Here is a 21,348-nt window from a genome sequence, read left to right on the forward strand (position 1 = left end):
GTCTTTACAATATGAGAAGACTGCCTATTTATTTTTTAGTAGATATCTCCGAATCTATGGTAGGAGAACCTATTGAGCAGGTACAGGAAGGTATCGCCAATATCATCAGGGAATTGAAAAAAGATCCCTATTCATTAGAAACCGTTTATATTTCCGTGGTAGGTTTTGCCGGAGAAGCAGAAGTGATTACTCCCATGCAGGATATTATCAGTTTTTATCCGCCTAAGATTCCTATTGGAAGCGGTACGTCACTTTCACAGGGACTGATCAAAATAATGGACTGTATCGACAGGGATATTGTGAAAACAACCTATGAACGAAAAGGAGACTGGAAGCCCATTGTTTTCCTGTTTACGGATGGAGTTCCTACTGATGACGCCACCAAAGCCATTGAAAGATGGACGCATAAATACAGCGGAAAACCTAATACGATTGCTGTATCCATAGGTGAAAATACCAATTATAAACTTCTCGGGTCTTTAGCCGATAATGTATTATTATTCAATAATTCGGATGAAAACTCCTATAAAGAATTTTTTAAATGGGTAACGGATTCTATTAAAACAACCAGCCAGAGTGTAACGGAAGCGAAAAAAGAAGGAATTAATCTATCCAAGATCGATTCTCTTATTCTGGAAAAAGTAGATCCAGAAATGGAACAGAAATTTCCGGACAATAATTTTGTGGTGTTGAACGGAAAATGTCAGGAAACGGAAAAGCTTTATCTGATGAAATTTAAAAAAGCCTTCGCCGAATCAAGCATTCCGGGAATGGCTACAAGATATTACAAATTGGATGGAGCTTATAAAATTGATGAAAAAGCCTACTACAGACTTTCCTCAAATCAGAAAACTTCCCTTAAAATTAATATAGAAGAACTGGAAGGAGGTACTTCATGTCCTCATTGTGCAAATCCTATTGCATTGGCTACCTGTTCATGTGGTGGTATTCACTGCCTGAGAGGAGAAGGATATAGCAAATGTCCATGGTGTGGAACTTCAGATTATTACGGATTCTCTGGTGGTGGATTTGATATTAACAGAACTCTGGGCTAATGATGGGCAAATTTTTCAGGAAATCAGCCTCTGAATCTAAGCCAAAGACTATGGAACAAGCTGTTGTTTATAAAGAAAAAGAAGAGTTTAAAGATGCCCATTGGGTGTTGAAGAATGCCAGTGTAAAGCAGTTCTATGAATTCAGCCTTGCTATGGAAGATTTTCCGAACATAAAGATCCAGAAGATCGGAAACCTGGAAGAAACGGGACTTACTTTTGAAAATAATACCCTTTCGGGAACTCCGGTTACGAATAATATGTATCATCTGGATGTTCATTTTTATCACATTCATGATCGGGACCAGATTGAAATAAAGAAGATTCAGCTTTTTGTAAACGCAGATCCGAAAGACTTGTGGAAAAATATTCCAAGCGATAAAAATGCTGCTTTTTATAAATCTGAAGAAGACTCCTTTAAAGGTTCATTTTCAGACAAAAAAATTGTAGTGGCTTCCAAAAGAGGGCGTTCCCATGCTCATGAAGGAAAATTCCGTGAAGATGATTTTGCAGTAAATAAGCTTCCTGCGGACTGGAATATTATTTCTGTTTCAGATGGGGCGGGCTCGGCTAAGGCTGCCAGAGAAGGTTCAAAATTGGCTACGGCAACGATCAATCAGTTTTTCAATTCACAGGAAATAATAAGCCAAATTGAAAACAATATCAACTGTATGTACGCTTCTGAATCTTCCAGTAAAGAACGTTCCGATGCAGAATCCAATATCATCAATCTTTTGTCGGGAGGCGTTTGGGATGTCTATCACACCTTAGAAAAAACGGCAGCAGAAAATGCGTTGTCTGTAAATGATCTGCATGCAACCCTTATTTTTACATTACTTAAAAAGTTCAGTTTCGGATATGTCATTCTGAGCTTTGGTGTAGGAGACTGCCCGATCAACCTTATTAATACTGACTTTTCCGAAGTGAAACTCTTAAATCAGATGGATGTGGGAGAATTTGGAGGAGGAACCCGCTTTATCACCATGAAAGAAATTTTCAATGATCAGATAGCTTCCCGTTTTAGAATGACCTGTGTGGATGATTTTTCTTATCTGATACTGATGACAGATGGTATTTATGATCCTAAATTTACCACAGAAAACAAACTGGAAGATACCCAAAACTGGAAGTCCCTTTTTGAAGACCTTGCCGGAAATAATGATGACCGGACGAAAGCAGATTTCGTCAACGATGAAAAAATTGATGAACAGCTTCTCCTATGGAGCGATTTCTGGAGCAGAGGAAACCATGATGACCGTACATTGGCCATAATCTATTAATACCATGAAAAAGACCATTAAGGTTGTTTCTGTTCTGGACACAGCCAAATCGTATGAATACGTAGATGAAAATCCCATCCGGGGCGGGGTGAAAGATGTTTATTTTTCGCCTGATAGAGATTATGTAGTCGCTTTTTACCGAAGTCCGTTGGATGAAGGGCAAAAAGAAAGAATCATGAGAATTGTTTCTACCTATCTGCAGAGTATACAGAATGGAAATACCTCCGAATACTTTCTGAACGAAATATTCAGATGGCCGTACGATATCGTTGAAAGAAATAAACTCACAGGAATTGTGGTTCCTGTTTATCACAATAAATTTTATTTTTCCAAAGGATATATCGGTTCAGATAATATCCAGGGACAGGATAAAGTAGGGAAATGGTTTACCGCTCCGGTGTTCAGAAATCAGCAATATCCGTTGAGACTGGATCAGTCCGAGCTGGGGGATTGGTTGAGCTATTTTCAAATTGCAGTCAATATCAGCAGGGGAGTAAAAAAGCTGCATCAGATGGGGCTGGCACATTCTGATCTGTCCTATAATAATATTCTGGTAGATCCGGTTTCGAAATCTGCCTGTATCATTGATATAGACGGTTTGGTTGTTCCAAAACTGTTTCAACCTGAAGTCATAGGAACCGCAGATTTTATTGCTCCTGAAGTTTTAAAGACAAAAAATCTGAGTCTTCAGGATCCCAAACGGTACCTGCCCAATCAAAAAACAGATCTTCATGCTCTTGCTGTTTTGATTTATATGTACCTGCTGAGAAGGCACCCATTGCGTGGAGGGAAAATCTGGGATCTGGATTCCGAAAAAGATGAAATTTTATCCATGGGAGAAAAAGCCCTGTTTATAGAACATCCGGAAGATTCTTCCAATCATGTAAAAGCAGATCATCTCAGAAAATGGGATGCATTATGGGGCGATCCGCAAAAGATTCCTTATACCATAACAGGTCCTTACCTTTCAGATCTGTTCAGGAAAGCATTTATAGATGGACTGCATGATCCCATCAGGCGTCCTACAGCCAATGAATGGGAAAGCGCCTTATTGAAAACGGTAGACCTGATACAGCCTTGTCATAATTCCAACTGTACCGAAAAATGGTATGTCTTTGATAATACCAGCAAACCCAAATGTCCTTTCTGTGGAACACCTCATCAGGGAACATTACCGGTTTTGGATCTGTATTTTAAATTTGATGATGAGGTATGGAAACCGGAAAACCACAGATTGATGGTCTATCACAATCAGTATTTATTCAAGTGGCATGTTTCCAGAAAAGTGATAAGAAATGAAAATCTTACCATGCAGGATAAAATGCCGGTGGGATACTTTACCTTCCATCAGGGAAAATGGGTATTGGTAAATCAGGGGTTATCCGGAATGAAAGATGTTACAGAGCAAAAAGAAATTCCACCCGGTTCCATGGTTGAGCTTACAGATGGAAAAAAAATACTGCTTTCTGCGGAAGAAGGCGGAAGACTGATCTATGTAACCATGGCAAATCAGTAAACGGTCATTGCGAACGCAGTGAAGCAATCTCAAATTTTTCAGATCTCGCAGATGATTGTGGCTATTTGTGCCCATCTATTTGTGAGATTTGTGTTTGAATCAAAGGAAAAATTCAACGGCTTTAGCCAAAACTAAAACGATCCCACTTACTGCTTTTCCGTTTCCATAAAATAAGAATACTCATCCTCATCCACGATTCTGAAACCCAGACTTGTATAAAGATGCTGGGCTTTATTGGTTTTTAAGACACTTAATGATACTGTTTTTCCTGCTAATGAAGCTTCCTCCAAAATATCAGATAAAATCTTTTTTCCAAGTCCTTTACCTTGCTGGCTGGGATCAATCTGAAGTTGAAGGACTTCAATGTTGGTAAATGTTCTGTCTAGTTTTAGCAGCCCGATGGGTTGATTGTCTAAAAAAATAATATTGGCTTTTTCAAACTGATACAGAACTCTTTGCATCGTTGTTTCCCGGTCAGTAGAAAGCCCTGAAGTTTTATAATGAGGATTCATGGTTTTCATTCTGAGATCAAGAAGAAAATCAATATCGGTATCATCAGCTTTTTTGTAGTGAAGGTCAAGATTCATATTCAAAAATAAAAATTAGAGTGTCTACTTTAATGCAATTTTCAGTCCCATTTCTTCTTTCATGTACAGCAAAACCTCAGCATTTCCCCTGGCATCATCTACCGGATTGTGCGTGTGTTCAGTCTTGCGAATGTGCTTCCATTGGGCAAAAGTATCTTTTTCCAATCCACAATAAAGGTCAGAAAGCCTCCTGGAAGAAAAGCCAAAAGGATTTCTTCCGATAAAATGATGAAAATACCAGCAGATGAACATCCAGTCGAAACCATTATTATCACTGATGAAAATAGGTCTGCCTTTGGAATTTGTTTTAATCCAGTCTTCAAAGGCAAGCATTACTTCTTCAGGATCATCAAAATTCATTGTTTCCTTCCTGCTGAAACCGGAAATAGCCAAAGCATCAGGATTGAATTTTTCAGAAACAGGTTTCAGTTTTCCATAAAAAGTAGTGTCAAGCTCTTCATTAACGAGTACTGCCCCGAAACATACCATTGAAAAATCGCCGGGAATCGGGCCGTCCGACTCTATGTCAACCATGATATAGCTCATTGGAAATCGTTTTTAAGAAAACGAAGATATTGAAATAAGTTGAAGGAGGGAAGCGGGAAGAAGGAAGATGGAGGATGGAAGTTATTTTTGTGTTGTAAAGAACTTTTTGCCTTTTAATTCAAAAAGAACTTTCAAAAATATCTCAATCAAAAAACTTCATCAGTTCATCGTCTGACAAAACTTCCATCCTCCGGCTCCCATCTTCCAGCTTTATATTAACTCAAAAAAGCCCCTTTTCCCGATTTTTATTTTAGTTTGAGGGATAGGTTCCATTTCTTCATTTGGGTCCGTTATTTTAGTGCTATTGATTTGAACTCCTCCATTTTCAATTAATCTTCGAACCGCTGATTTGCTGAGATCATTTTTAAGCTGATGACAAAGCTCAAGAAGAGATATTTTGTTTTGAATTCTTTTCAAAGAACTTATAGAAACAGATTCATACACTTTCTCTTCAAAATTTTTATTCTGAAACTGATTGATAAAGAACTGTTCTGCATTTTCTGCTGAAGCTGCATCATGGTATTGGCTGATGATATTTTTAGCGATCAGTTTTTTGATATTCATAGGATTTTCACCTTCTGCTATCCTGGAAATAAGTGCTGTCTTATCTTTCGTAGAAAAATCGGTGGTCAGATTGATGAATTCTTCAATCAGTGCATCCTGAATAGACATTGTTTTTCCAAACATTTCATTGGGTTCATCTGTCAGCCCGATAATATTATTCAGGGATTTGCTCATTTTTTCTTTTCCATCAAGACCTCTCAGCAAGGGCATGCACATCACAATCTGAGCAGGCATTTGGTGAACTTCCTGAAGCTGCCTTCCCATCGTGCAGTTGAAAAGCTGATCCGTACCTCCCATTTCAATATCACATTCAATTTTTACAGAATCAAAACCCTGAAGAATAGGGTATACCAGTTCATGCATCGCTATAGGCGTGTTTTCTGTAAACCTTTTATTGAAATCATTGCGCTGCATCAATTGGGCAACGGTCACTTTGGAAAGCAATTGGATAACCTCTGAAAAGCTAAGCGCATCCAGCCAGTCAGAATTGAAAACAATTTTTGTTTTCTGAACATCAATCACTTTGGAAAGTTGATTGATATACGTCTGGGCATTATGCTGTACATCTTCAGCACTTAAAGGTTTTCTTGCTTTATTTTTTCCTGTAGGATCACCAATTCTTGCGGTAAAGCTGCCTACGATAATAATGATCTGATGCCCCAAATCCTGAAACTGTTTCAGCTTTTTGAGAACCACCGCATGTCCCAAATGTAAATCCGGAGCCGTGGGATCAAAACCTAGTTTAATAGAAAGCTTTCTACTTTCCTTTTTGGCTTGGGCAAGTTTTTCTTCCAAACCGTTTTCCGGCAGGATGATAGCCACATTTTCTTGTAATGGATGAATCATGTTGAATAGTTTTAAAATGAAAAAAGCCCGGACAGGTAATGTCCGGGCTCTATATATACGTTAGATTATTTTATTGGATTACAGATATAGAAAGTCTCCCCGAACGATAGCCCGGAGTGTAATATTCACTGAAGAATGGAAGACGTAGTATACTGTTTAAATGTTTCATTGTGATGCAAATATAACAGGAATTTCCTGTGGAGCCAATATTTAAACCATTAAGACGTATTGCAGGGTTATAACAAGATTTGTTTTTAAGAAAAAACTTAACCATCCATCTATCTTAATGGCTTAAAATAATGGTTCAAAACAATTTTACTTGCGATTTTTGAAGCCAATTTCATGCCATAAATCCCTTAAAAGCAAAATACAGGATAAAGATATAAAAACTGTATTTTATTATTTTCTTCGTCACTTGGTAAGAAGTTCGTACAACTGGGCTGATGCTTTGTTTTTCAGTAAGTATTTTCATAGAAAAAAATTAATAATTTAATACATAATCAGAGTATAAATTTCTAATTTGATCTTTCCATTTTTCAAGATTTTCAGAGGAAGCTTTATCTGCTTTGTCAAAAAATAAATGTCTGATGACTTCCAGCCCGGAATAGATGAAAATACCATTGTCAGAGGTTGAAGTGAGTGCTTTATCCATCCCTGTTTTTTCATATTCTTCATGAGATTTTCCGTGGGTATTGATAATCACAGTCTTTTTACCTTTCAGAAGTCCTTTCTGTATGCCCTGGTCATAGCGGTACGCAAAACCATAACTGAATACACGGTCTATATACCCTTTCATCATAGCCGGAAGCCCTGTCCACCAAATAGGATAAATAAAAGTAATCTGTTCTGCCCATGAAATATGCTCCTGTTCAAGTTTTACATCATCTGATAGTTTTCCTTGAAATTGTCCCTGCATATCCTGCAAAGAAAATACAGGATCGAAACCTATTTTATAAAGATCTCTCACAATAACCTCCTGATCGCGGGATTGGAGTGTTTCGACAACAGTGTTTAAAAGACTATGATTTAAACTGTTTTCATTAGGATGTGCGTAAATGATTAAATGTCTCATTGTTTTGATTGTTAAGATTAATGAGACAAATGTAGGGTGGTGTACTTTTCAAAAATTGTAAGAAAACGAAACGGTCTATTCAGATTTTGGATTACAGATCTCCTGCTGGAATTTTAAATACTGAGCGGGTGAAATGTTGATAAAATGCTTGAAATCATGGATGAGCTGACTTTGATCATAGTAACCACATTCAGCAATGATATCAAACCACTTTATTTTATCCTGTTTTCCGATTCTCTCTTCAAGGGCTTTTATCGCTTTTAAAAAACGATTATAACGGGTAAGTTCTTTTAAGGAATATCCAAACTGCTCTTTCTGCTTGCGCTGGATATTTCTTTCGGTCTGATGGGTTTGCGCTGCGATCACCTTGATTGGATTAAAAAAATCGTTTTCAAAACTGCTCAAAAGCTTACTGGTAGTGTCCTGATGCTGTAGATAAGGTCTGCAGAACTCAAGAATATGACTCACTTGCTCTGCGGTGGAATGTAATCCTGTCAACTGATGCCACAGATCGGTAAAACAGTTTTCTCTCAGCAATTCGTCAGGATGCCTTATAGATTGTTCAATAGATACTTTTCCAAAAAATCTGAAAAATGCATCATCTTTAAAATTGGCAACCAAAATGGAACAGCCTACCGGAAGCGTATAATCAAAAGCCTGTCTTACAGGACCGAATACCATACATTTATCAACTCCAATAATTGTTTTTCCCCGGGTAGACATCGCCGCACTCTCTCCAAAACAGAACAACAGAATAGTCTGATAAGTAGGTAAAAGTGTTTTTGTAACCGGAGTTTTTGAAGTATTTTCTGCAAAATAAAAATGGGTGAATACATTTTCAAATTCCTGTGGAACTGAAATTCTGCACTCATTGTATTCCGGATGTAATTCCATAGCCTGAAAATTAAGCGGAGAGGTTTTTTGTCATTTTATAATTGGTCATAGCAATCCCTTTTACAAAGACCGTCTGTTCTGTGACCACCTGAAATCCTATTTTTTCAAAAAAAGGTCTGGCTGTTTTGCTTACCTCTGCCGTGAGTTGTTTCTCATGATGTTGAAGAGTTTCTTGTTCAATCAAACTGTAAAGCAAAGATGCTATTCCTTTATGCTGATAATTTTTGTGTACAAAAAGAAGATCAATATAATTTCCCTTATCAAGAGTACAGAAACCGGCCATCTGACCATCACTTACAGCAATTAAAACAAATTGATTGCTGATCACATTCATCCATCTTTCTTCATTTTCAGCACCAGATTTCCAGGCCTCAAGCTGTTGAGGATCATAGTCTTTTTTGCAGATTTCATCTATAGCTCCTGTAAAAAGTTGCTGCATTTCTGGAAGATCATTTATTTCTCCTTTTCTGATGATGAGGTTCTGATTATCGGATATATTGCTGTTCATAAAGCTGTTGCTGTTCTTTATTGAGAAGTGGGTAGAAAAGGTTCATCTGAAGAAGGGTATAATGCTGTATGGCTTCTTTTGGATTAAGCTTTAAAATCAGTCTGTTGTGAGTAAGCCAGTTGTCTGCAATGATAAAGATCTGCTCGGTAAGACACCCGACAATAAAGCTGGGCACCTCCTTTTGAAATACATTATTTTTTTGGAGGTCGGAAAATATCAGTTCAAATTCTTCCTTTCTGCTAAAATTAATGCCTTCATACCGGGATTTTACATCAGGCAGTTTATTAAGAATATCGATGAAATTGATAAATATGAAACGGTAAGAATAAAAGATTTTGCAGGTAGAATAGGTAAACTGGTAAAGGTCTTCTAGAGTTTTGTTCTCCCTCTTTTTCATTTGGTTCAAAAGTTCATCCATTTTCAGGGTAAGCTCAGCAAAAAGGATTTTAATAATGTCTTCCGAATGTTTGAAATGATAATGCAAATTTCCCGCACTGATGTTGAGTTCAGCTGCAATATGCCTTGTGGTAATATTGTTATAGCCCTTATCATTAAATAGTTCCAGTGCTTTGGACAGAATTTTATCCTTGGTCTTCATACTTCAAAGATAAGAATATCAAAGTGGATATAAATCATATTTTTAAAATTAGAACAAATGTTCTAATTTAATATATTTGCAGTATCAAATTTTGTAATAATGGAAGGAAAACAAAAATTCGATTACGAAACAGCAGAGAAAAACGGGAAGGAAAATAAAACAGATCACCAGGAAGTTATTTCGAAAATCCTGCAGGTAATCCTTGGAATTATCATGGCAGTACTTCACATGTAATGAAAAAAAGAATATCATTTTGGTTTCTGCTTGGGCTGGCAGTTTGGGCAGCAGTTATTGTACTGAGACAGAACAGAATTTATATTCCGTTTCTTAATGATTATTTTACAGATTGTATCACCGTTCCTATGTATTGCTATCAGATACAGTATATCATGAATGTTGTATTAGGCTATCACTGGAAACCTGATTTTAAATTTGTACTGACTTCAGTGCTTTATCTCTCTTTTTTATTTGAAGTGCTTTGTCCGAAATTATCCAGCCATTTTACCGGAGATTTTTATGATGTACTGGCCTATTCTGTGGGAGGTGTTTTGTACTATTTTTTTGCAGTCAGGCAGATTCATAAAAAAGCCAGCAGTTCCACATCGTAAAGGAGACTGCCGGCTGTGTTATAGTTTTTATCCTGGTTCAAAAAATTATTCTTACTGCATTTTGAGCAGTAGTTTTCTTTCGGTTATGTTTACAAGACAATTATTGAATGCAAGATGTTACATTGGAGGGCAATATTTTTTTGAACTCATCAATATTGAAATTTTCTTTTGGTATTTTTGTATAAGACTAAAAAATATCAATGCACGACAAGCTATTACAATATATTCACTCCATTCATGCTTTTACCCATGAAGAAACCGAAGCTGTCAAAAAATACTTTGAGCCTGTGGTATTTTCAAAAAACACAGTAATAGAAGAGGCTGGAAGAATACCTGAATACCTGTACTATATCGTTTCAGGGTACCTTAGGCTTTTTTATATGGATGAGAATGGCAATGAAGTGACCACGCATATCAATTGTCCGCCAGGATTTTTTACGTCTTATTCAGAATTTATCAACGGTACCGTTTCTGAAAATAATATAGAATGCACCACGGATGCTGAGCTTTTGAGAATTTCCAAAGAAAACCTGGATCATTTGATCAATCAAAGTCAGGCAATGAAAGATTTCAGTATTTCGGTCTTCCAGCAGTCCATTACCTATAATGAAAAACGTTCCAGAGAATTGTCTGTTCTGAATGCTGAACAGCGGTATCTGAAACTCATGGAAGATTATCCGGAAATTATTCAGAATGTTCCCATCCAGTATATTGCTTCATTTTTGGGAATGAAACCGGAAAGTCTGAGTAGAATCCGGAGGAAAATAATTAACTAACAAAAGTCAAGTGGTTCCGGTGCCGGGAAGATGAACTTTGCAGCATTAAAATGAATGCAATGACAAAGAATCATATCAATCTTGTTTCCGGAGCCAATGGACATCTGGGAAATAATCTAGTCAGATTTTTACTGAAACAGGGACTTCCGGTACGGGCTGCCGTAAGAAATACACAAAATACAAAACCTTTTGAAGGGTTGGATTGTGAACTGGTACAGGCGGATATTACCGACAAAGCTTCTTTTGTAAAAGCACTGCAGGGAGTGGAAACATTCTATGCTGTAGGAGCTTCTTTTAAACTATGGGCTAAAGATCCCAAAAAAGAAATCTATGATGTGAATATCAATGGTACCCGAAATACCATCGAAGCAGCTGCGGAGGCAGGTGTGAAGAAAATAGTGTATGTAAGTTCTATTGCTGCACTCGATTATACAAAGTTACCTACCAGAGAAAGCAATGGTTATAATCCGGACCGTAGAGATATGTATTATAACTCTAAAAATGATGGTGAGAAACTAGCTTTTGATCTGGCTGCAAAACTAGGTATAGAATTGGTTTCCGTCATGCCTTCTGCCATGATTGGAAGTAAAGCATTTTTACCGTTGAATGTTTCCTACGGAGTTCTTAAATTAATTTTGAATAAAAAGATTCCTGTAGATACTAAAATTACCCTGAACTGGGTAGATGTAAAAGATGTTGCAGAAGGATGTTATCTGGCAGCTGAAAAAGGACGATCTGGTGAACGTTATATTCTTGCCAATGAAAAATGTATGACCATTACCGATACAACCATTCTCGCCAATACACTGTATCCGGACCTGAAGCTGAACATTCCGAGTTCCGTTCCCAAAGGAATTCTGTTTACCATTGCTGCCCTTATGGAATTGACCGCAAAACTGAGTGGAAAACCTCCGATACTTACCCGGAAAGATATTGCCATGTTCTCAGGATTACAGCAGGATTTTGATATTTCTAAAGCCAGAAATGAATTGGGATTCAATCCTAAAAGCCCTGAAAAAGCGGTGAAAGAGGCATTAGATTATCTCATGAAAAACCCTGAAATGCTGAAAGAGGTCTGAAAAACCTCTTTTTTTATTGATTCTCAAGTTTGATAATAGGACCTTTGTAAAACTTAGTCAGATCATAAAGATCCGTAAAATGATGCTGAAGATCAGGAACGATTTTAGGGTCGAATTCTTTTGAATTCAATTGATTTTCAGCAAGAAGATACAAAGACTTATTGTCTGGTTTCAGATAGTCACAAAGGATATTTTCATGCCCTTGTTCTCTATTCAGAATTTCTGTGAGAAAAATTCCGTAGATCAGGAACTGGTTGAAGTTTTGGGAATCAACGATATAATTCATGTCCTGCTTCATGAGTTTTTCATAATCTGAAAGAATCTGGAGGAAATTTTCGGAGTGAATAGCAGCTGGAATTTCGTAAAAAAGATCAATACCATTGATGAAAAGCTGAGTCTTGACTTCTTCATGATCTGAAGAATATACACTACTGAACCACTGAAAAATAAGTAAAAGCTCTTCCTGAGTAAGCTCTTCAACAGAGTCCTGTATTTTTTCTTTAATCGTTTCAAGGGTAGCTCTTGCTTCAGGTTGAAGGAAACTCAGAATCTTATCCTCGTCACGATTAAGCTTATTGTACAAATTGATTTTGGCAATAATAGGGTTGGTTTTGATGAAATATAGTTCTTCCGCCATAGTTATTTACCAGTTAATCTTTTAAAAATGGTTATTTAAAGATACAAAATATGTCTTAACCTTATTTAAAAAATTAATATGCATCAAATGGTATAGCTATTTTACGGTTTCATGCAGAGCAATTCTGTTCCCTTCGGAGTCCTCAAATTCGGCTACGGCAAAACCATATTTTTCATCTGTCCTTTTAGCATAAAGTACAGAGCCTCCATGTTGTACAGCCTTTTTCAATGTCTCGTCAATACTTTCCGTCTTAAAATAAATAATGACCCCATTTTTGGAAGGTTTGTAGACATCTCCTTTTGCCAATGCTCCTGTAATACCGCTGTTTTTTTCCTCAAAAGGAAACAAAGCCATTTCATAACTGTCAATGATTTCTTTCTCAAAGCTAAAATTGAAAACAGCAGAATAGAATTTTTCTGCACGCTTCAGATCATGAACAGGGATTTCAAAATAAACAACAGGATTGGTGGAGCTCATATTTTTTGCTGGGTTTGATTGGGGTGACGGATTACAAGATACGCCTATTAACAGTAAGAGTATCAAAAATAAAGGAAATGATTTCATGTGATTGAAGGTTGAATGAAGCAGATTTTTTTCTCTGATCTAAAATAAAAATTTTATCTGTATTTTAAAAATAGATAGACTTATCTATTTTTTGATTAAATTTGTAAAAATTTTCAGAATGAAAAAGGAAAAAGTAAGAGATAGGATGATCAGAGTCGCTTCGGATTTGTTTTACAAGCAGGGCTTCAATTCTACTGGAATTAACCAGATTATTGCAGAGGCTGACATTGCTATTGGCTCACTGTACAACCACTTTTCATCTAAAAATGACCTTCTTCAGGCTTATCTTATAAAAGAAGAGCTCAATTGGTTTGAAGGATTTGAAAGCAGTACATCCAAAATTTCTGAACCAAGAGAAAAACTTCTGGCACTGATTGATTACAGAAAAAAATTACAGCAGACGTCCCAATTTGCTGGATGTCATTTCATTAAAATTGTCTCCGAAATAGGAGAGGGTAATCCTTCCGTTTCCAGCTTTGCCAGACAGCATAAAGAAAAACAGAAAGATATCATCAAAACACTCATAGAAGAATATGGGGCAGAAAAAGAATTGGTGGATGCAGATTTGTTAGCCGACACTATTTTCCTTTTAATAGAAGGAGCAGTTGTAACCTCTACGATTAATAGACAAAATGAATCTTTTGATCAGGTCAAAAAAATGGTTCAGGGTTTATTACCCTAATTTTTTTTAATAATTAAAAATAGATATATCTATATAAAAATGAATTATAAGTATTTGAAATTGATCATAGTATTTTTTGGTCAACTGCTGACGATTATGGATATTTTCATTATCAATGTGTCCATTCCTTCTATACAGAATGACCTTCATGCTTCCAACGGGGAAATGCAGTTTATGATTGCAGCATACCTCATTGGTTTCGCTTCTTTTCTGATTACAGGAGGTAGACTGGGGGATTTATATGGTATGAAGAAAATGTATACGATCGGATTGATTGCTTTTATGCTGAGTTCTATCGCCTGTGGAGTTTCTGTGGGAGCAGGTCAGCTGGTTATTTCAAGATTTGTGCAGGGAATGAGTGCTGCCATGATGGCCCCGCAGGTACTGTCTATGATACAGATTTTATTTCCAGATCATAAAGAACGTACAAAAGCCATGGGATGGTATGGGATTACGATTGGGATAGGAACTGTTTTGGGGCAGTTTCTCGGAGGATATTTTTCATCATTAACAATGATGGAAGAACCCTGGAGACTTATTTTTCTGATGAATATTCCTATAGGTCTTCCGGCGGTCTTTCTGAGTTTAAAAATATTGGATGAATCTAAAATCTCAGTAAAGCAATCCTTGAATATGGGAGGCATTTTGATGATCTCCGTGGGATTGTTCTGTGTTACTTATGCATTGACAATGTTTGAGCATGAAGGTTTTCATTTCAAAAATGCTTTTCTGATGGTTATTTCTGCTGTAATTTTGTTAGGTTTTATAAAAAACCAGAAGAGAAGAATAAAAAAAGACCGTCCTTATCTTATTGATTTTGAGATTTTTCGTTATAAAAATTTCAATCTGGGTATTGTGGCCGTTTCTTTCTTTTTTATTATGCTGGATTCTTATTTTTATATAGTGTCCCTTTTTTTTCAGGATGGTTTAAAAATAAGTGCGCTTAAGGCAGGAGAAATCATTGTTTTCCAGGGATTAGGTTTTATTCTGGCCTCTATAATTTCTGTAAAAATGGTTTTAAAATACGGTAAAAAAGCCCTGATTGCAGGGCTGATTTTTATTATTGTTATTCTTTTTCTCCAGCTGTTTTTATTCGGGATGCAGACCAGCTTTCCAATTTTCTGCCTGTTGTTATTTTTACACGGATTGGGAGTGGGCTCTATCATTCCTTCGCTTGCTAATATTGCTTTGTCGGGAATGTCGGAAAAACTGATAGGAAATGCCTCCGGTGTTTATAATACTTTTCAGCAGATTGCAGCCATTCTGGGAATTGTTGTGGTAGGAAGTGTTTTCTATTATTTTCTTGGAGAAAAACCTTTGGTACAGCATTACCATAAAGCATTTTCAGTTGCAGTACTTATTAATATTCTCTGCCTGATTTTTGTAATGGCCTGTATTTTTAAAGTGCCTGATCATGTTCTTCCAGAGATGAACAGGAAGAAATAAGATTGATCGTACTTTATGGTTTCTTTGATGAGGTTTTTATTTCACTTAAAGTCGCTTTTGCAATATTTCGGGTAACTTCAGTAGGAGAGTGGCAGTCGCAGTTACTGAATCCAATCACATAGAGATCTTCTTCCGGAACATAAATTCCCATGCTTTTAAATCCAAATATACTTCCTCCATGTTCGCGGTCAGGAACTCCATTAATATCCTTCAGATGCCATCCGTATCCGTAGGTAAATTCTTCGCCGCTATTCAGTTTGTATTTCTGAAAAGCTTTTTGGGTTTCTTTAGAATTCAGAAATAGGTTTTGATTGAGAGCTTGCTGCCATTTCAGCATATCATCTACTGTAGACATCAATGAGCCAGAAGAAAAAGGAACACTGAAACTGATCACTGTTTTATTAACAAATCCCTGCTCTTTTTTGTGATAGCCATAAGCTCTTTGAGGGATCACTTTTCTGTCGGAAGCGTAATAAGAATGGATCATTCCAGCCTTATCAAAGATGTTTTTCTTAATAAAGTCTTCATAAGAATTTCCTGAAACGAGTTCAATGATATAGCCTAAAACCACATATCCAGAATTGTTATAATCGAACTTTTCTCCAGGTACAAAATCCACGGGTTCATTTTTGAAAAAATTAACCATTTCTTCCGGCTTCATCTCTTTTTGAGCAATGGAAGACAGAGATTTTATTTTGGTAAAATCTTTAATTCCTGAAGTATGGGTTAACAAATGATGGATGGTAATTTTATCTCCATTGGGATAATCTTTGATATATTTTGAAATCGGATCACTGACATTGAGCTTGCCTTGTTGTTCCAGCATCAAAATAGCCACGGCAGTAAACTGTTTGGTCATCGATCCAATTTGGAAAACATGATCCGGTGTCATATTGACATTGAGTTCAAGATTGGCTTTTCCGAAAGCTTTCCGGTACAGGCTTTTTCCGTTTTTAGTAATCAGAAAAACACCTCCGGGCTCATTGGTATTTCCAAATTCAGTCTGGATAATACTGTCAATTTTCTTTTCATATCCTTTTGTTTGCATTTGAGCATCCATCGTATGAGTTAAAAATGGAAGCAAAACAAGAGTGGTTATCAACTTTTTAATAATCATAGTTATGTAATTTGTTATGCAAAGATATAAATTATTCTTATTACTATGTTATACAATATAGTTGTTTGTGTTTTTAAAGTGTGATTCTGGATTTCATACTAATCAGTAGTATTATCAATACAAATTATATATGAGCAAGAAACATAATTTATCAAAGTGGATGCTCTGAAAATGAAGTTGTTTTTATGCTATTTTTCAACAGAAATAAGCAGCATCATGGGTCTGCGGAGCTCATCTTTCATCTCCGGAATTTCGTTCAGCATCTCCTGACTAGGCTTTGGTTCTATAACTTCCTTAATTTTAAAGCCATGTTTTAATAATGTATTCAGATAAGAAGTTAATGTGCGGTGGTATTTTATAACATTTTCCCCTAAAAATGTGGTGTTTCTTTTCCCTTCCACAAAATATCGGTCAACGGGCCAGCAGGTTTTCTGACCGTCTTTGTCATATACCCAATCCTGACCGCCTTCTGCAGTGAAAACAGGATGTTCCACGGAAAAAACAAAAGATCCGCCGGGAGATAGCCATTGATAAATATGCTGAGCAAGGGTATCGAATGATTCCACATAATGAAATGTGAGTGAGCTGAGTATGAGATCAAATTTTTCAGCAGGATAATCAACATCTTCAAGGGCTTTCCTTTCATATTGAATTCCTTCCATATTGTTGATTTCTTTAGCTTTTGTCAGCATTCTTTCTGAAAGATCGATTCCAATCACAGATTTTGCCCCATTTTCTATTGCATAGCGGCAGTGCCACCCGAAGCCACAACCCAGATCAAGGACGTTTTTTTCCTGAAAGTCCGGCAGCATATTTTTCAGGGTGTGCCATTCTCCGGCTCCTTCCAATCCTATTTGAGAACGGAGCATTTTTTCGTACTGGTCAAAAAATGACGGATTGTCGTATTTATTTTCTTTCATAATAAGAAGACATAAGCTGTTTATAAAGTTTAATATTAGTTGAGTCCATCAAAAAAATGACTTTTAGTATAGTTTATAACGCAGTGCTTCTTTTCCCTGATTTTTCATGATGACAAATTTGCCGTCATATACATATTCAGTTTCACTTGCTGTTGTGAATTTGTTTTCGAGCAGTCCTTTTTCACGGTCGTATACTGGACTCAATCTGCTCACCTTAGTTAGCTGATTTTTATTATTATATTCAAAAACCATTTTCGAAAGTATAGGAGTTTTATCAGAATAAGTTTTCATTTCAGTCATAAGACTGTTTTTATAAATGTAGTCTGTATAATATTTTTGAATTCCAGATGTTTCTACAATTTTTATGATATTATTTTTTGATATGAAAACTCTATTTTTTTCACTTCTTTATCTTTATAAAAATCTGTGATTGAAGTCATATTCCCTATATTGTCATAGGTATATTGAGTGAATTGCTCTTTTCCTCCGAACCTTATTATTCTGTTTTTTTGATCATACATAACAGGATCCTTAATGCCCGAACTTTTCCCCATACTCTCTCCGTTTCTTATAGCTTCTTCTTGATACTGAATGCCGATCAGATTTTTGTTCTGATCATATAGGAATTCTTCCACAACCTTTTTGTCTCCCTGAAATTTATCCGTTGTTTGTTGTTCTTTTTTACCAGTATATTGTTTTGGTAGTAATACTGCTCGCTGCTGTTGGGTGATTTTACTGTAGAGATTTTACCATTCTGATAGGTAATATCGGTTTTTTGGTCAGAAGTAAGTTTTTTATTCTTTCCATTGAATTCAAATTCCTGTGAACGGTAAGATGTCACCTGATTTTGTCGTTGATGGTTGCAGTATACAACCTTTCTGTATTGTTGGGATTTGCATAGGCTACACTGGTCATTCCGTCTCTTTTCAGCTCTATCTCTGCCTCTCGCTCTGCTTTTTGGTTGGCTGCTTCTGTTTTATTTTTATCTGTAATATATAAAGATTGTCTTTCTGTAAGAACTCCTTTAGTATAAGTACATTTAGTGATCATTTGATAATCACTGTTTTGAGTTTCTTTGACGATATTTCCATTGATATCATATTCTATTACAAGAGTAGGTGTAATCTTTTCTTTGATTGATAATTTTTTTAAATTTAATTCTTCAATTTTGCTTTCAGGGGTTACAAAAAACTGTGTTTTTTTTACTCTTACTTCAGGTATTGTGTAAGTAGGACAGGTGTTTACCTGTGAAAATGCACAGAATGGCATAACTAAAAATAATAGAAACGAAAATCTCATAATTATTTTGAATTGGAAAATTATTTTTGATTTTTACGCATTGCTTTAATGAGTTTGTCATTTCGTTTATCTGCTCTTTCATTATTTAGAGAAAGAACTGCCCATATTGCTGCAGGAAGCCACCCGATCAGAGTAATTTGTAAAATAAGGCAGACAATTCCTGTGATAACTTTCCCACGGATGATAAATGATAAGAACGGAAGTAAAATAGCGAGTAACATGATTATAGCTTTTTAATTAATACTGATTTTTAATGAGACTGAGGATCAAAATATGCCTTAAAAGTGAGAGGATCCTCAATTTTATCTTCAACTTCCTCAAGGTATTCTAAATATTCTTCCTGGTGTTTTTCCATATAAATAAGTACGATCGACAGGTTTACAAATAGATTTTTGTCGTTCGAACCTAACTTCAGAGCTGTCCTTAAGTATTCCAAAGCTTTTTCATTTTCTCCCATATCGGAATAAATAGCACCAATATTGATCAATGCTGAAGTGTTTTCAGGCTCAATAAGTAAAATTTCATCTAATTCTTTTACCAATAGATCATTTAAAGTATCCCAATGGTCCTCATTATCCCATCTTTTAGCCTGAAGTTTTTTTACGTTTTCTAATCTTAATGTTATCGTGCTCATGATTTAAAATTACAGAATGGATGATTGCTTATGCTGTATAAATTTAGCTTTCCCAGAAGAGGAAGATTCCTATTCATTATTGTATCAATCAGGTCTGATAACAGGGCTCGAACCTGTGTCCTCCCGGTCTAAGAGCCGGATGCTCTGCCACTGAGCTATATCAGATATCAGGATAGGTGCAGGGCTCGAACCTACGTCAACCCGGGTGAAGAGCCGGGTGCTCTGCCACTGAGCTAACCTATCCTTTGTATTGTTGTTTTTCAGATTTTTCCTGAAAAGTATTTGTTCTGTCTTAAAACCTTTGCTAAAAAAGGATTTGAAACCGTTACACCATGCACCAGTTCGGGAGTTGGCTTGAAAGGGCTTACCCCATGAATTCTGGGTGCAATCCAGCCTGATTTTTCAGGATCTATACCCGCTTCTGTGCAGGCATTGATAATAGTTTCTTTATTGCAGAAAACCCTTTCCTGAAAAACTTCCCACGGCAAAGGTACATTATTCCAGACTTCTGTATTGGGATCAATCTTCCCGCCGGTTGATAAATGCCACGCGATGACATCGGCAGCCATCAGGCGCATTACTTTTCCAAAACAAAGATCGTCAAGAACAGAATCCAATCCTAAAGCGTAAATCATATTCATCCAGCTATCTCTCGCTTTATTCCAGGCTCCGGCCGTATTATTCCAGGTGGTAGAATCATTTCCTCTTTTGACCGCCATGGTTTTTCTATAAATATCATTTTCATTCCAAAGCGTTTCCAGAAATCCTGAAATTTCTTCAAGAATAATCGTCCATTTACCCAAGAGATTTCCTTTTTGCTCATCTGTCAGATGCAGTAAGACTTCCTGGGAAGAGTAAATATAAGAAATAGCTGACCAGTTTGTTCCTTCCGGATTTTGTTTGCATCGGTTGAAAAGCATGTCGCATATCTCATCAAAAGGTCTGTCCTGACTTTGATTGGTAAAGGTACTTCTCATATTGCTACGTGCATTAAAGTATGCAATAAAGCATGCTGTGTTCATATCAGCGGAAAAATCTTCAAAACTGATCGTATGAGAAAGTCCGTGTTTGGAAATTTTCTGAAATTCTATCTTTTTTGATTCCTGAATAAACTTTTGAAGTCTTATTTCAATTCGTTTCAGAAGTCTCCATTTTTTATTATAGTTCCGTTTGGAAATATCCATTCCGGCAAGCTTTCTCAAATCTTTATTAAGACGATCTTTTCTGAAATCATTTTGTCCTACATCTTTATGAATAAGAGGAGAAACTTCTTTCAGAAAAGCTTCAATTTCATCCACATTATTATACCCGAAATTTTCTTTTTCATTGATCTTAAAGATTTCAGTCGCTTTTTTGATCTGTTTTCCGGCTCCGACAGCTTCTCCAAATGATTCAAGCATTGAGGTATAGCCATAGAAATTATTTTTCAGCGAGCGATTAGTTGCTTTACTTAAAACAGCACTTTCCTGAGCAGATAGATGGATTTTTATCAATTCATCTATCATTTCTGCAACATCTTCGGGACGTCTGCGTTCATCTAAGGTTTTATAAAGCGTTTCGATAGGGGCCATAAAGACAAAGTTATAAGATATTTTGATAGGAAATGTACTTATGCTTTTATACCATCCAGTATTGCAGCTTTCAGGATTTCAATGTTGATATCTTTCAAAGTTTTGAATTTAATACAATATCCGGTTACACTGGCTTTGCCTATTCTTTCTCCGTAGGTTTTTGCCAGATAGGTTTTATCTTTGATGTTCATAATATACACTGAGATTCCTGTTGTATTGGCGCTCATTCCAATCTGATAAAAATCTCTGGTTTTTCCACCAGCATAGTTCAGGGTATACAAACCATATCCGATATTAGGATTGGAAACGGTTTTATTTTCACTGTTTTTGCCATCCAGAAACCATAATTGACATGCCGGATTGATCTCCAGAATAATACTATGCAGTTCCAGCATATCATTGCGTTTCAGCTCTGGCTGACTGTTGATATAGTCTTGGATTTGTTCTTGAATGGTCATGTGAAATTTAAATTATTTAATATTGGGCAATATTACTATTAATGATTAATCCTGTTCTGATTTAGCTTAATGATGAACCGCTTTTTAGTTTATA

28 protein-coding genes and 2 tRNA genes are annotated in these 21,348 nt (G+C 36.3%); 9 read left to right on the forward strand and 21 right to left on the reverse strand.

Annotated features, from left to right (window positions below):
• Positions 1 to 11 precede the first annotated feature (11 nt).
• Genes LF886_RS06200 through LF886_RS06210 form a run of 3 tightly spaced genes read left to right on the forward strand, consistent with a single transcriptional unit; the run spans position 12 to position 3,848 of the window.
• Complete coding sequence (locus tag LF886_RS06200; protein ID WP_236853273.1) at positions 12 to 1,055, forward strand: TerY-C metal binding domain-containing protein; 1,044 nt, start codon at positions 12 to 14, stop codon at positions 1,053 to 1,055.
• The gene (locus tag LF886_RS06205) at positions 1,055 to 2,332 is read left to right on the forward strand and encodes a PP2C family serine/threonine-protein phosphatase (RefSeq protein WP_236853275.1); all 1,278 of its coding nucleotides are present in this window, start codon (positions 1,055 to 1,057) and stop codon (positions 2,330 to 2,332) included. Before LF886_RS06200 ends, LF886_RS06205 begins: the two co-directional genes overlap by 1 nt.
• Positions 2,333 to 2,336: 4 nt before the next feature.
• Positions 2,337 to 3,848, forward strand: a complete 1,512-nt coding sequence (locus LF886_RS06210; protein ID WP_236853277.1) for a helix-hairpin-helix domain-containing protein — start codon at positions 2,337 to 2,339, stop codon at positions 3,846 to 3,848.
• 146 nt (positions 3,849 to 3,994) lie between these two features.
• Here the strand turns inward: LF886_RS06210 and LF886_RS06215 are convergent, their stop codons facing one another.
• The 7 genes from LF886_RS06215 to LF886_RS06245 all read right to left on the reverse strand — a co-directional run bounded on the left by LF886_RS06215 (position 3,995) and on the right by LF886_RS06245 (position 9,463).
• Positions 3,995 to 4,435 (reverse strand): GNAT family N-acetyltransferase, encoded by a 441-nt coding sequence (locus LF886_RS06215; protein WP_236853279.1) that lies wholly within the window; start codon positions 4,433 to 4,435, stop codon positions 3,995 to 3,997.
• Between the two features lie 24 nt (positions 4,436 to 4,459).
• Entirely contained in the window at positions 4,460 to 4,981 is a 522-nt protein-coding gene (locus LF886_RS06220) for a 3'-5' exoribonuclease domain-containing protein (RefSeq protein ID WP_236853280.1), read from the reverse strand.
• A 210-nt stretch (positions 4,982 to 5,191) separates the two neighbouring features.
• A complete protein-coding gene (tyrS, locus tag LF886_RS06225; protein ID WP_236853282.1) occupies positions 5,192 to 6,391 on the reverse strand; it encodes a tyrosine--tRNA ligase in 1,200 nt (399 codons plus the stop codon).
• Between the two features lie 481 nt (positions 6,392 to 6,872).
• The gene (locus LF886_RS06230) at positions 6,873 to 7,463 is read right to left on the reverse strand and encodes an NAD(P)H-dependent oxidoreductase (RefSeq protein WP_236853284.1); all 591 of its coding nucleotides are present in this window, start codon (positions 7,461 to 7,463) and stop codon (positions 6,873 to 6,875) included.
• A gap of 75 nt (positions 7,464 to 7,538) precedes the next feature.
• Positions 7,539 to 8,357 (reverse strand): helix-turn-helix domain-containing protein, encoded by an 819-nt coding sequence (locus LF886_RS06235; protein WP_236853286.1) that lies wholly within the window; start codon positions 8,355 to 8,357, stop codon positions 7,539 to 7,541.
• A 10-nt stretch (positions 8,358 to 8,367) separates the two neighbouring features.
• A complete protein-coding gene (locus LF886_RS06240; RefSeq protein WP_236853287.1) occupies positions 8,368 to 8,865 on the reverse strand; it encodes a GNAT family N-acetyltransferase in 498 nt (165 codons plus the stop codon).
• Positions 8,843 to 9,463, reverse strand: coding sequence for a TetR/AcrR family transcriptional regulator (locus LF886_RS06245; RefSeq protein WP_236853289.1), 621 nt, complete (start codon positions 9,461 to 9,463; stop codon positions 8,843 to 8,845). Before LF886_RS06245 ends, LF886_RS06240 begins: the two co-directional genes overlap by 23 nt.
• A gap of 99 nt (positions 9,464 to 9,562) precedes the next feature.
• On the opposite strand from LF886_RS06245, the gene LF886_RS23890 reads away from it, so the two are divergent.
• The 4 genes from LF886_RS23890 (at position 9,563) to LF886_RS06260 (ending at position 11,926) form a co-directional block, all read left to right on the forward strand.
• Positions 9,563 to 9,697: a hypothetical protein gene (locus LF886_RS23890; protein ID WP_262913040.1), complete on the forward strand. Its 135-nt coding sequence runs from the start codon at positions 9,563 to 9,565 to the stop codon at positions 9,695 to 9,697.
• Positions 9,697 to 10,071, forward strand: coding sequence for a hypothetical protein (locus LF886_RS06250; protein WP_236853291.1), 375 nt, complete (start codon positions 9,697 to 9,699; stop codon positions 10,069 to 10,071). The genes LF886_RS23890 and LF886_RS06250 overlap by 1 nt, the downstream gene beginning before the upstream one ends.
• Before the next feature lie 200 nt (positions 10,072 to 10,271).
• Positions 10,272 to 10,847: a Crp/Fnr family transcriptional regulator gene (locus LF886_RS06255; protein ID WP_236853293.1), complete on the forward strand. Its 576-nt coding sequence runs from the start codon at positions 10,272 to 10,274 to the stop codon at positions 10,845 to 10,847.
• Positions 10,848 to 10,906: 59 nt separating this feature from the next.
• Positions 10,907 to 11,926: an NAD-dependent epimerase/dehydratase family protein gene (locus LF886_RS06260; RefSeq protein ID WP_236853295.1), complete on the forward strand. Its 1,020-nt coding sequence runs from the start codon at positions 10,907 to 10,909 to the stop codon at positions 11,924 to 11,926.
• A 13-nt stretch (positions 11,927 to 11,939) separates the two neighbouring features.
• Here the strand turns inward: LF886_RS06260 and LF886_RS06265 are convergent, their stop codons facing one another.
• Both LF886_RS06265 and LF886_RS06270 read right to left on the reverse strand, forming a co-directional pair.
• Positions 11,940 to 12,563, reverse strand: coding sequence for a hypothetical protein (locus tag LF886_RS06265; protein WP_236853296.1), 624 nt, complete (start codon positions 12,561 to 12,563; stop codon positions 11,940 to 11,942).
• Between the two features lie 96 nt (positions 12,564 to 12,659).
• The gene (locus LF886_RS06270; protein ID WP_236853298.1) at positions 12,660 to 13,040 is read right to left on the reverse strand and encodes a VOC family protein; all 381 of its coding nucleotides are present in this window, start codon (positions 13,038 to 13,040) and stop codon (positions 12,660 to 12,662) included.
• Between the two features lie 205 nt (positions 13,041 to 13,245).
• On the opposite strand from LF886_RS06270, the gene LF886_RS06275 reads away from it, so the two are divergent.
• Together LF886_RS06275 and LF886_RS06280 are read left to right on the forward strand one after the other, a co-directional pair.
• On the forward strand, positions 13,246 to 13,809 hold the full coding sequence (locus LF886_RS06275; RefSeq protein ID WP_236853300.1) for a TetR/AcrR family transcriptional regulator: 564 nt from the start codon (positions 13,246 to 13,248) through the stop codon (positions 13,807 to 13,809).
• A 39-nt stretch (positions 13,810 to 13,848) separates the two neighbouring features.
• Positions 13,849 to 15,255, forward strand: a complete 1,407-nt coding sequence (locus tag LF886_RS06280) for an MFS transporter (RefSeq protein WP_236853302.1) — start codon at positions 13,849 to 13,851, stop codon at positions 15,253 to 15,255.
• Positions 15,256 to 15,268: 13 nt separating this feature from the next.
• Here LF886_RS06280 and LF886_RS06285 read toward each other — a convergent pair whose 3' ends face one another.
• The 12 genes from LF886_RS06285 to LF886_RS06340 form a co-directional block, all read right to left on the reverse strand.
• Positions 15,269 to 16,372: a serine hydrolase domain-containing protein gene (locus LF886_RS06285; protein ID WP_236853304.1), complete on the reverse strand. Its 1,104-nt coding sequence runs from the start codon at positions 16,370 to 16,372 to the stop codon at positions 15,269 to 15,271.
• 188 nt (positions 16,373 to 16,560) lie between these two features.
• On the reverse strand, positions 16,561 to 17,292 hold the full coding sequence (locus LF886_RS06290; protein WP_236853306.1) for a class I SAM-dependent methyltransferase: 732 nt from the start codon (positions 17,290 to 17,292) through the stop codon (positions 16,561 to 16,563).
• Between the two features lie 63 nt (positions 17,293 to 17,355).
• Positions 17,356 to 17,592, reverse strand: coding sequence for a hypothetical protein (locus LF886_RS06295; protein ID WP_236853307.1), 237 nt, complete (start codon positions 17,590 to 17,592; stop codon positions 17,356 to 17,358).
• 62 nt (positions 17,593 to 17,654) lie between these two features.
• Positions 17,655 to 17,927 carry a hypothetical protein gene (locus LF886_RS06300; protein ID WP_236853309.1) on the reverse strand — a complete coding sequence of 91 codons (273 nt, stop codon included), beginning with the start codon at positions 17,925 to 17,927 and terminating at the stop codon, positions 17,655 to 17,657.
• Positions 17,891 to 18,133 (reverse strand): hypothetical protein, encoded by a 243-nt coding sequence (locus LF886_RS06305; RefSeq protein WP_236853311.1) that lies wholly within the window; start codon positions 18,131 to 18,133, stop codon positions 17,891 to 17,893. The genes LF886_RS06300 and LF886_RS06305 overlap by 37 nt, the downstream gene beginning before the upstream one ends.
• Positions 18,130 to 18,591 carry a hypothetical protein gene (locus tag LF886_RS06310; RefSeq protein ID WP_236853313.1) on the reverse strand — a complete coding sequence of 154 codons (462 nt, stop codon included), beginning with the start codon at positions 18,589 to 18,591 and terminating at the stop codon, positions 18,130 to 18,132. The genes LF886_RS06305 and LF886_RS06310 overlap by 4 nt, the downstream gene beginning before the upstream one ends.
• 20 nt (positions 18,592 to 18,611) lie before the next feature.
• Complete coding sequence (locus LF886_RS06315) at positions 18,612 to 18,812, reverse strand: YqaE/Pmp3 family membrane protein (RefSeq protein ID WP_228447845.1); 201 nt, start codon at positions 18,810 to 18,812, stop codon at positions 18,612 to 18,614.
• 29 nt (positions 18,813 to 18,841) lie between these two features.
• Complete coding sequence (locus tag LF886_RS06320) at positions 18,842 to 19,225, reverse strand: tetratricopeptide repeat protein (RefSeq protein WP_236853315.1); 384 nt, start codon at positions 19,223 to 19,225, stop codon at positions 18,842 to 18,844.
• A 92-nt stretch (positions 19,226 to 19,317) separates the two neighbouring features.
• A tRNA-Lys gene (locus tag LF886_RS06325) sits at positions 19,318 to 19,390 on the reverse strand.
• Positions 19,391 to 19,394: 4 nt separating this feature from the next.
• Positions 19,395 to 19,469, reverse strand: a tRNA-Lys gene (locus tag LF886_RS06330).
• Positions 19,470 to 19,485: 16 nt separating this feature from the next.
• The gene (locus LF886_RS06335; protein WP_236853317.1) at positions 19,486 to 20,796 is read right to left on the reverse strand and encodes a hypothetical protein; all 1,311 of its coding nucleotides are present in this window, start codon (positions 20,794 to 20,796) and stop codon (positions 19,486 to 19,488) included.
• Between the two features lie 38 nt (positions 20,797 to 20,834).
• Positions 20,835 to 21,254 carry a DUF1801 domain-containing protein gene (locus LF886_RS06340; protein WP_236853319.1) on the reverse strand — a complete coding sequence of 140 codons (420 nt, stop codon included), beginning with the start codon at positions 21,252 to 21,254 and terminating at the stop codon, positions 20,835 to 20,837.
• Between the last annotated feature and the right edge of the window lie 94 nt (positions 21,255 to 21,348).

It is taken from the genome of Chryseobacterium sp. MEBOG07 (assembly GCF_021869745.1).
GTDB lineage: Bacteria > Bacteroidota > Bacteroidia > Flavobacteriales > Weeksellaceae > Chryseobacterium > Chryseobacterium viscerum.

What these genes read in the sequence shown, in the direction of transcription:
- LF886_RS06200 (WP_236853273.1), top strand. Translation starts at nt 12, where the DNA reads ATGAGAAGACTGCCTATTTATTTTTTAGTAGATATCTCCGAATCTATG.
- LF886_RS06205 (WP_236853275.1), top strand. Translation starts at nt 1,055, where the DNA reads ATGATGGGCAAATTTTTCAGGAAATCAGCCTCTGAATCTAAGCCAAAG.
- LF886_RS06210 (WP_236853277.1), top strand. Translation starts at nt 2,337, where the DNA reads ATGAAAAAGACCATTAAGGTTGTTTCTGTTCTGGACACAGCCAAATCG.
- LF886_RS06215 (WP_236853279.1), bottom strand. Translation starts at nt 4,435, where the DNA reads ATGAATCTTGACCTTCACTACAAAAAAGCTGATGATACCGATATTGAT.
- LF886_RS06220 (WP_236853280.1), bottom strand. Translation starts at nt 4,981, where the DNA reads ATGAGCTATATCATGGTTGACATAGAGTCGGACGGCCCGATTCCCGGC.
- tyrS (WP_236853282.1), bottom strand. Translation starts at nt 6,391, where the DNA reads ATGATTCATCCATTACAAGAAAATGTGGCTATCATCCTGCCGGAAAAC.
- LF886_RS06230 (WP_236853284.1), bottom strand. Translation starts at nt 7,463, where the DNA reads ATGAGACATTTAATCATTTACGCACATCCTAATGAAAACAGTTTAAAT.
- LF886_RS06235 (WP_236853286.1), bottom strand. Translation starts at nt 8,357, where the DNA reads ATGGAATTACATCCGGAATACAATGAGTGCAGAATTTCAGTTCCACAG.
- LF886_RS06240 (WP_236853287.1), bottom strand. Translation starts at nt 8,865, where the DNA reads ATGAACAGCAATATATCCGATAATCAGAACCTCATCATCAGAAAAGGA.
- LF886_RS06245 (WP_236853289.1), bottom strand. Translation starts at nt 9,463, where the DNA reads ATGAAGACCAAGGATAAAATTCTGTCCAAAGCACTGGAACTATTTAAT.
- LF886_RS23890 (WP_262913040.1), top strand. Translation starts at nt 9,563, where the DNA reads ATGGAAGGAAAACAAAAATTCGATTACGAAACAGCAGAGAAAAACGGG.
- LF886_RS06250 (WP_236853291.1), top strand. Translation starts at nt 9,697, where the DNA reads ATGAAAAAAAGAATATCATTTTGGTTTCTGCTTGGGCTGGCAGTTTGG.
- LF886_RS06255 (WP_236853293.1), top strand. Translation starts at nt 10,272, where the DNA reads ATGCACGACAAGCTATTACAATATATTCACTCCATTCATGCTTTTACC.
- LF886_RS06260 (WP_236853295.1), top strand. Translation starts at nt 10,907, where the DNA reads ATGACAAAGAATCATATCAATCTTGTTTCCGGAGCCAATGGACATCTG.
- LF886_RS06265 (WP_236853296.1), bottom strand. Translation starts at nt 12,563, where the DNA reads ATGGCGGAAGAACTATATTTCATCAAAACCAACCCTATTATTGCCAAA.
- LF886_RS06270 (WP_236853298.1), bottom strand. Translation starts at nt 13,040, where the DNA reads ATGAGCTCCACCAATCCTGTTGTTTATTTTGAAATCCCTGTTCATGAT.
- LF886_RS06275 (WP_236853300.1), top strand. Translation starts at nt 13,246, where the DNA reads ATGAAAAAGGAAAAAGTAAGAGATAGGATGATCAGAGTCGCTTCGGAT.
- LF886_RS06280 (WP_236853302.1), top strand. Translation starts at nt 13,849, where the DNA reads ATGAATTATAAGTATTTGAAATTGATCATAGTATTTTTTGGTCAACTG.
- LF886_RS06285 (WP_236853304.1), bottom strand. Translation starts at nt 16,372, where the DNA reads ATGATTATTAAAAAGTTGATAACCACTCTTGTTTTGCTTCCATTTTTA.
- LF886_RS06290 (WP_236853306.1), bottom strand. Translation starts at nt 17,292, where the DNA reads ATGAAAGAAAATAAATACGACAATCCGTCATTTTTTGACCAGTACGAA.
- LF886_RS06295 (WP_236853307.1), bottom strand. Translation starts at nt 17,592, where the DNA reads ATGACTGAAATGAAAACTTATTCTGATAAAACTCCTATACTTTCGAAA.
- LF886_RS06310 (WP_236853313.1), bottom strand. Translation starts at nt 18,591, where the DNA reads ATGAGATTTTCGTTTCTATTATTTTTAGTTATGCCATTCTGTGCATTT.
- LF886_RS06315 (WP_228447845.1), bottom strand. Translation starts at nt 18,812, where the DNA reads ATGTTACTCGCTATTTTACTTCCGTTCTTATCATTTATCATCCGTGGG.
- LF886_RS06320 (WP_236853315.1), bottom strand. Translation starts at nt 19,225, where the DNA reads ATGAGCACGATAACATTAAGATTAGAAAACGTAAAAAAACTTCAGGCT.
- LF886_RS06335 (WP_236853317.1), bottom strand. Translation starts at nt 20,796, where the DNA reads ATGGCCCCTATCGAAACGCTTTATAAAACCTTAGATGAACGCAGACGT.
- LF886_RS06340 (WP_236853319.1), bottom strand. Translation starts at nt 21,254, where the DNA reads ATGACCATTCAAGAACAAATCCAAGACTATATCAACAGTCAGCCAGAG.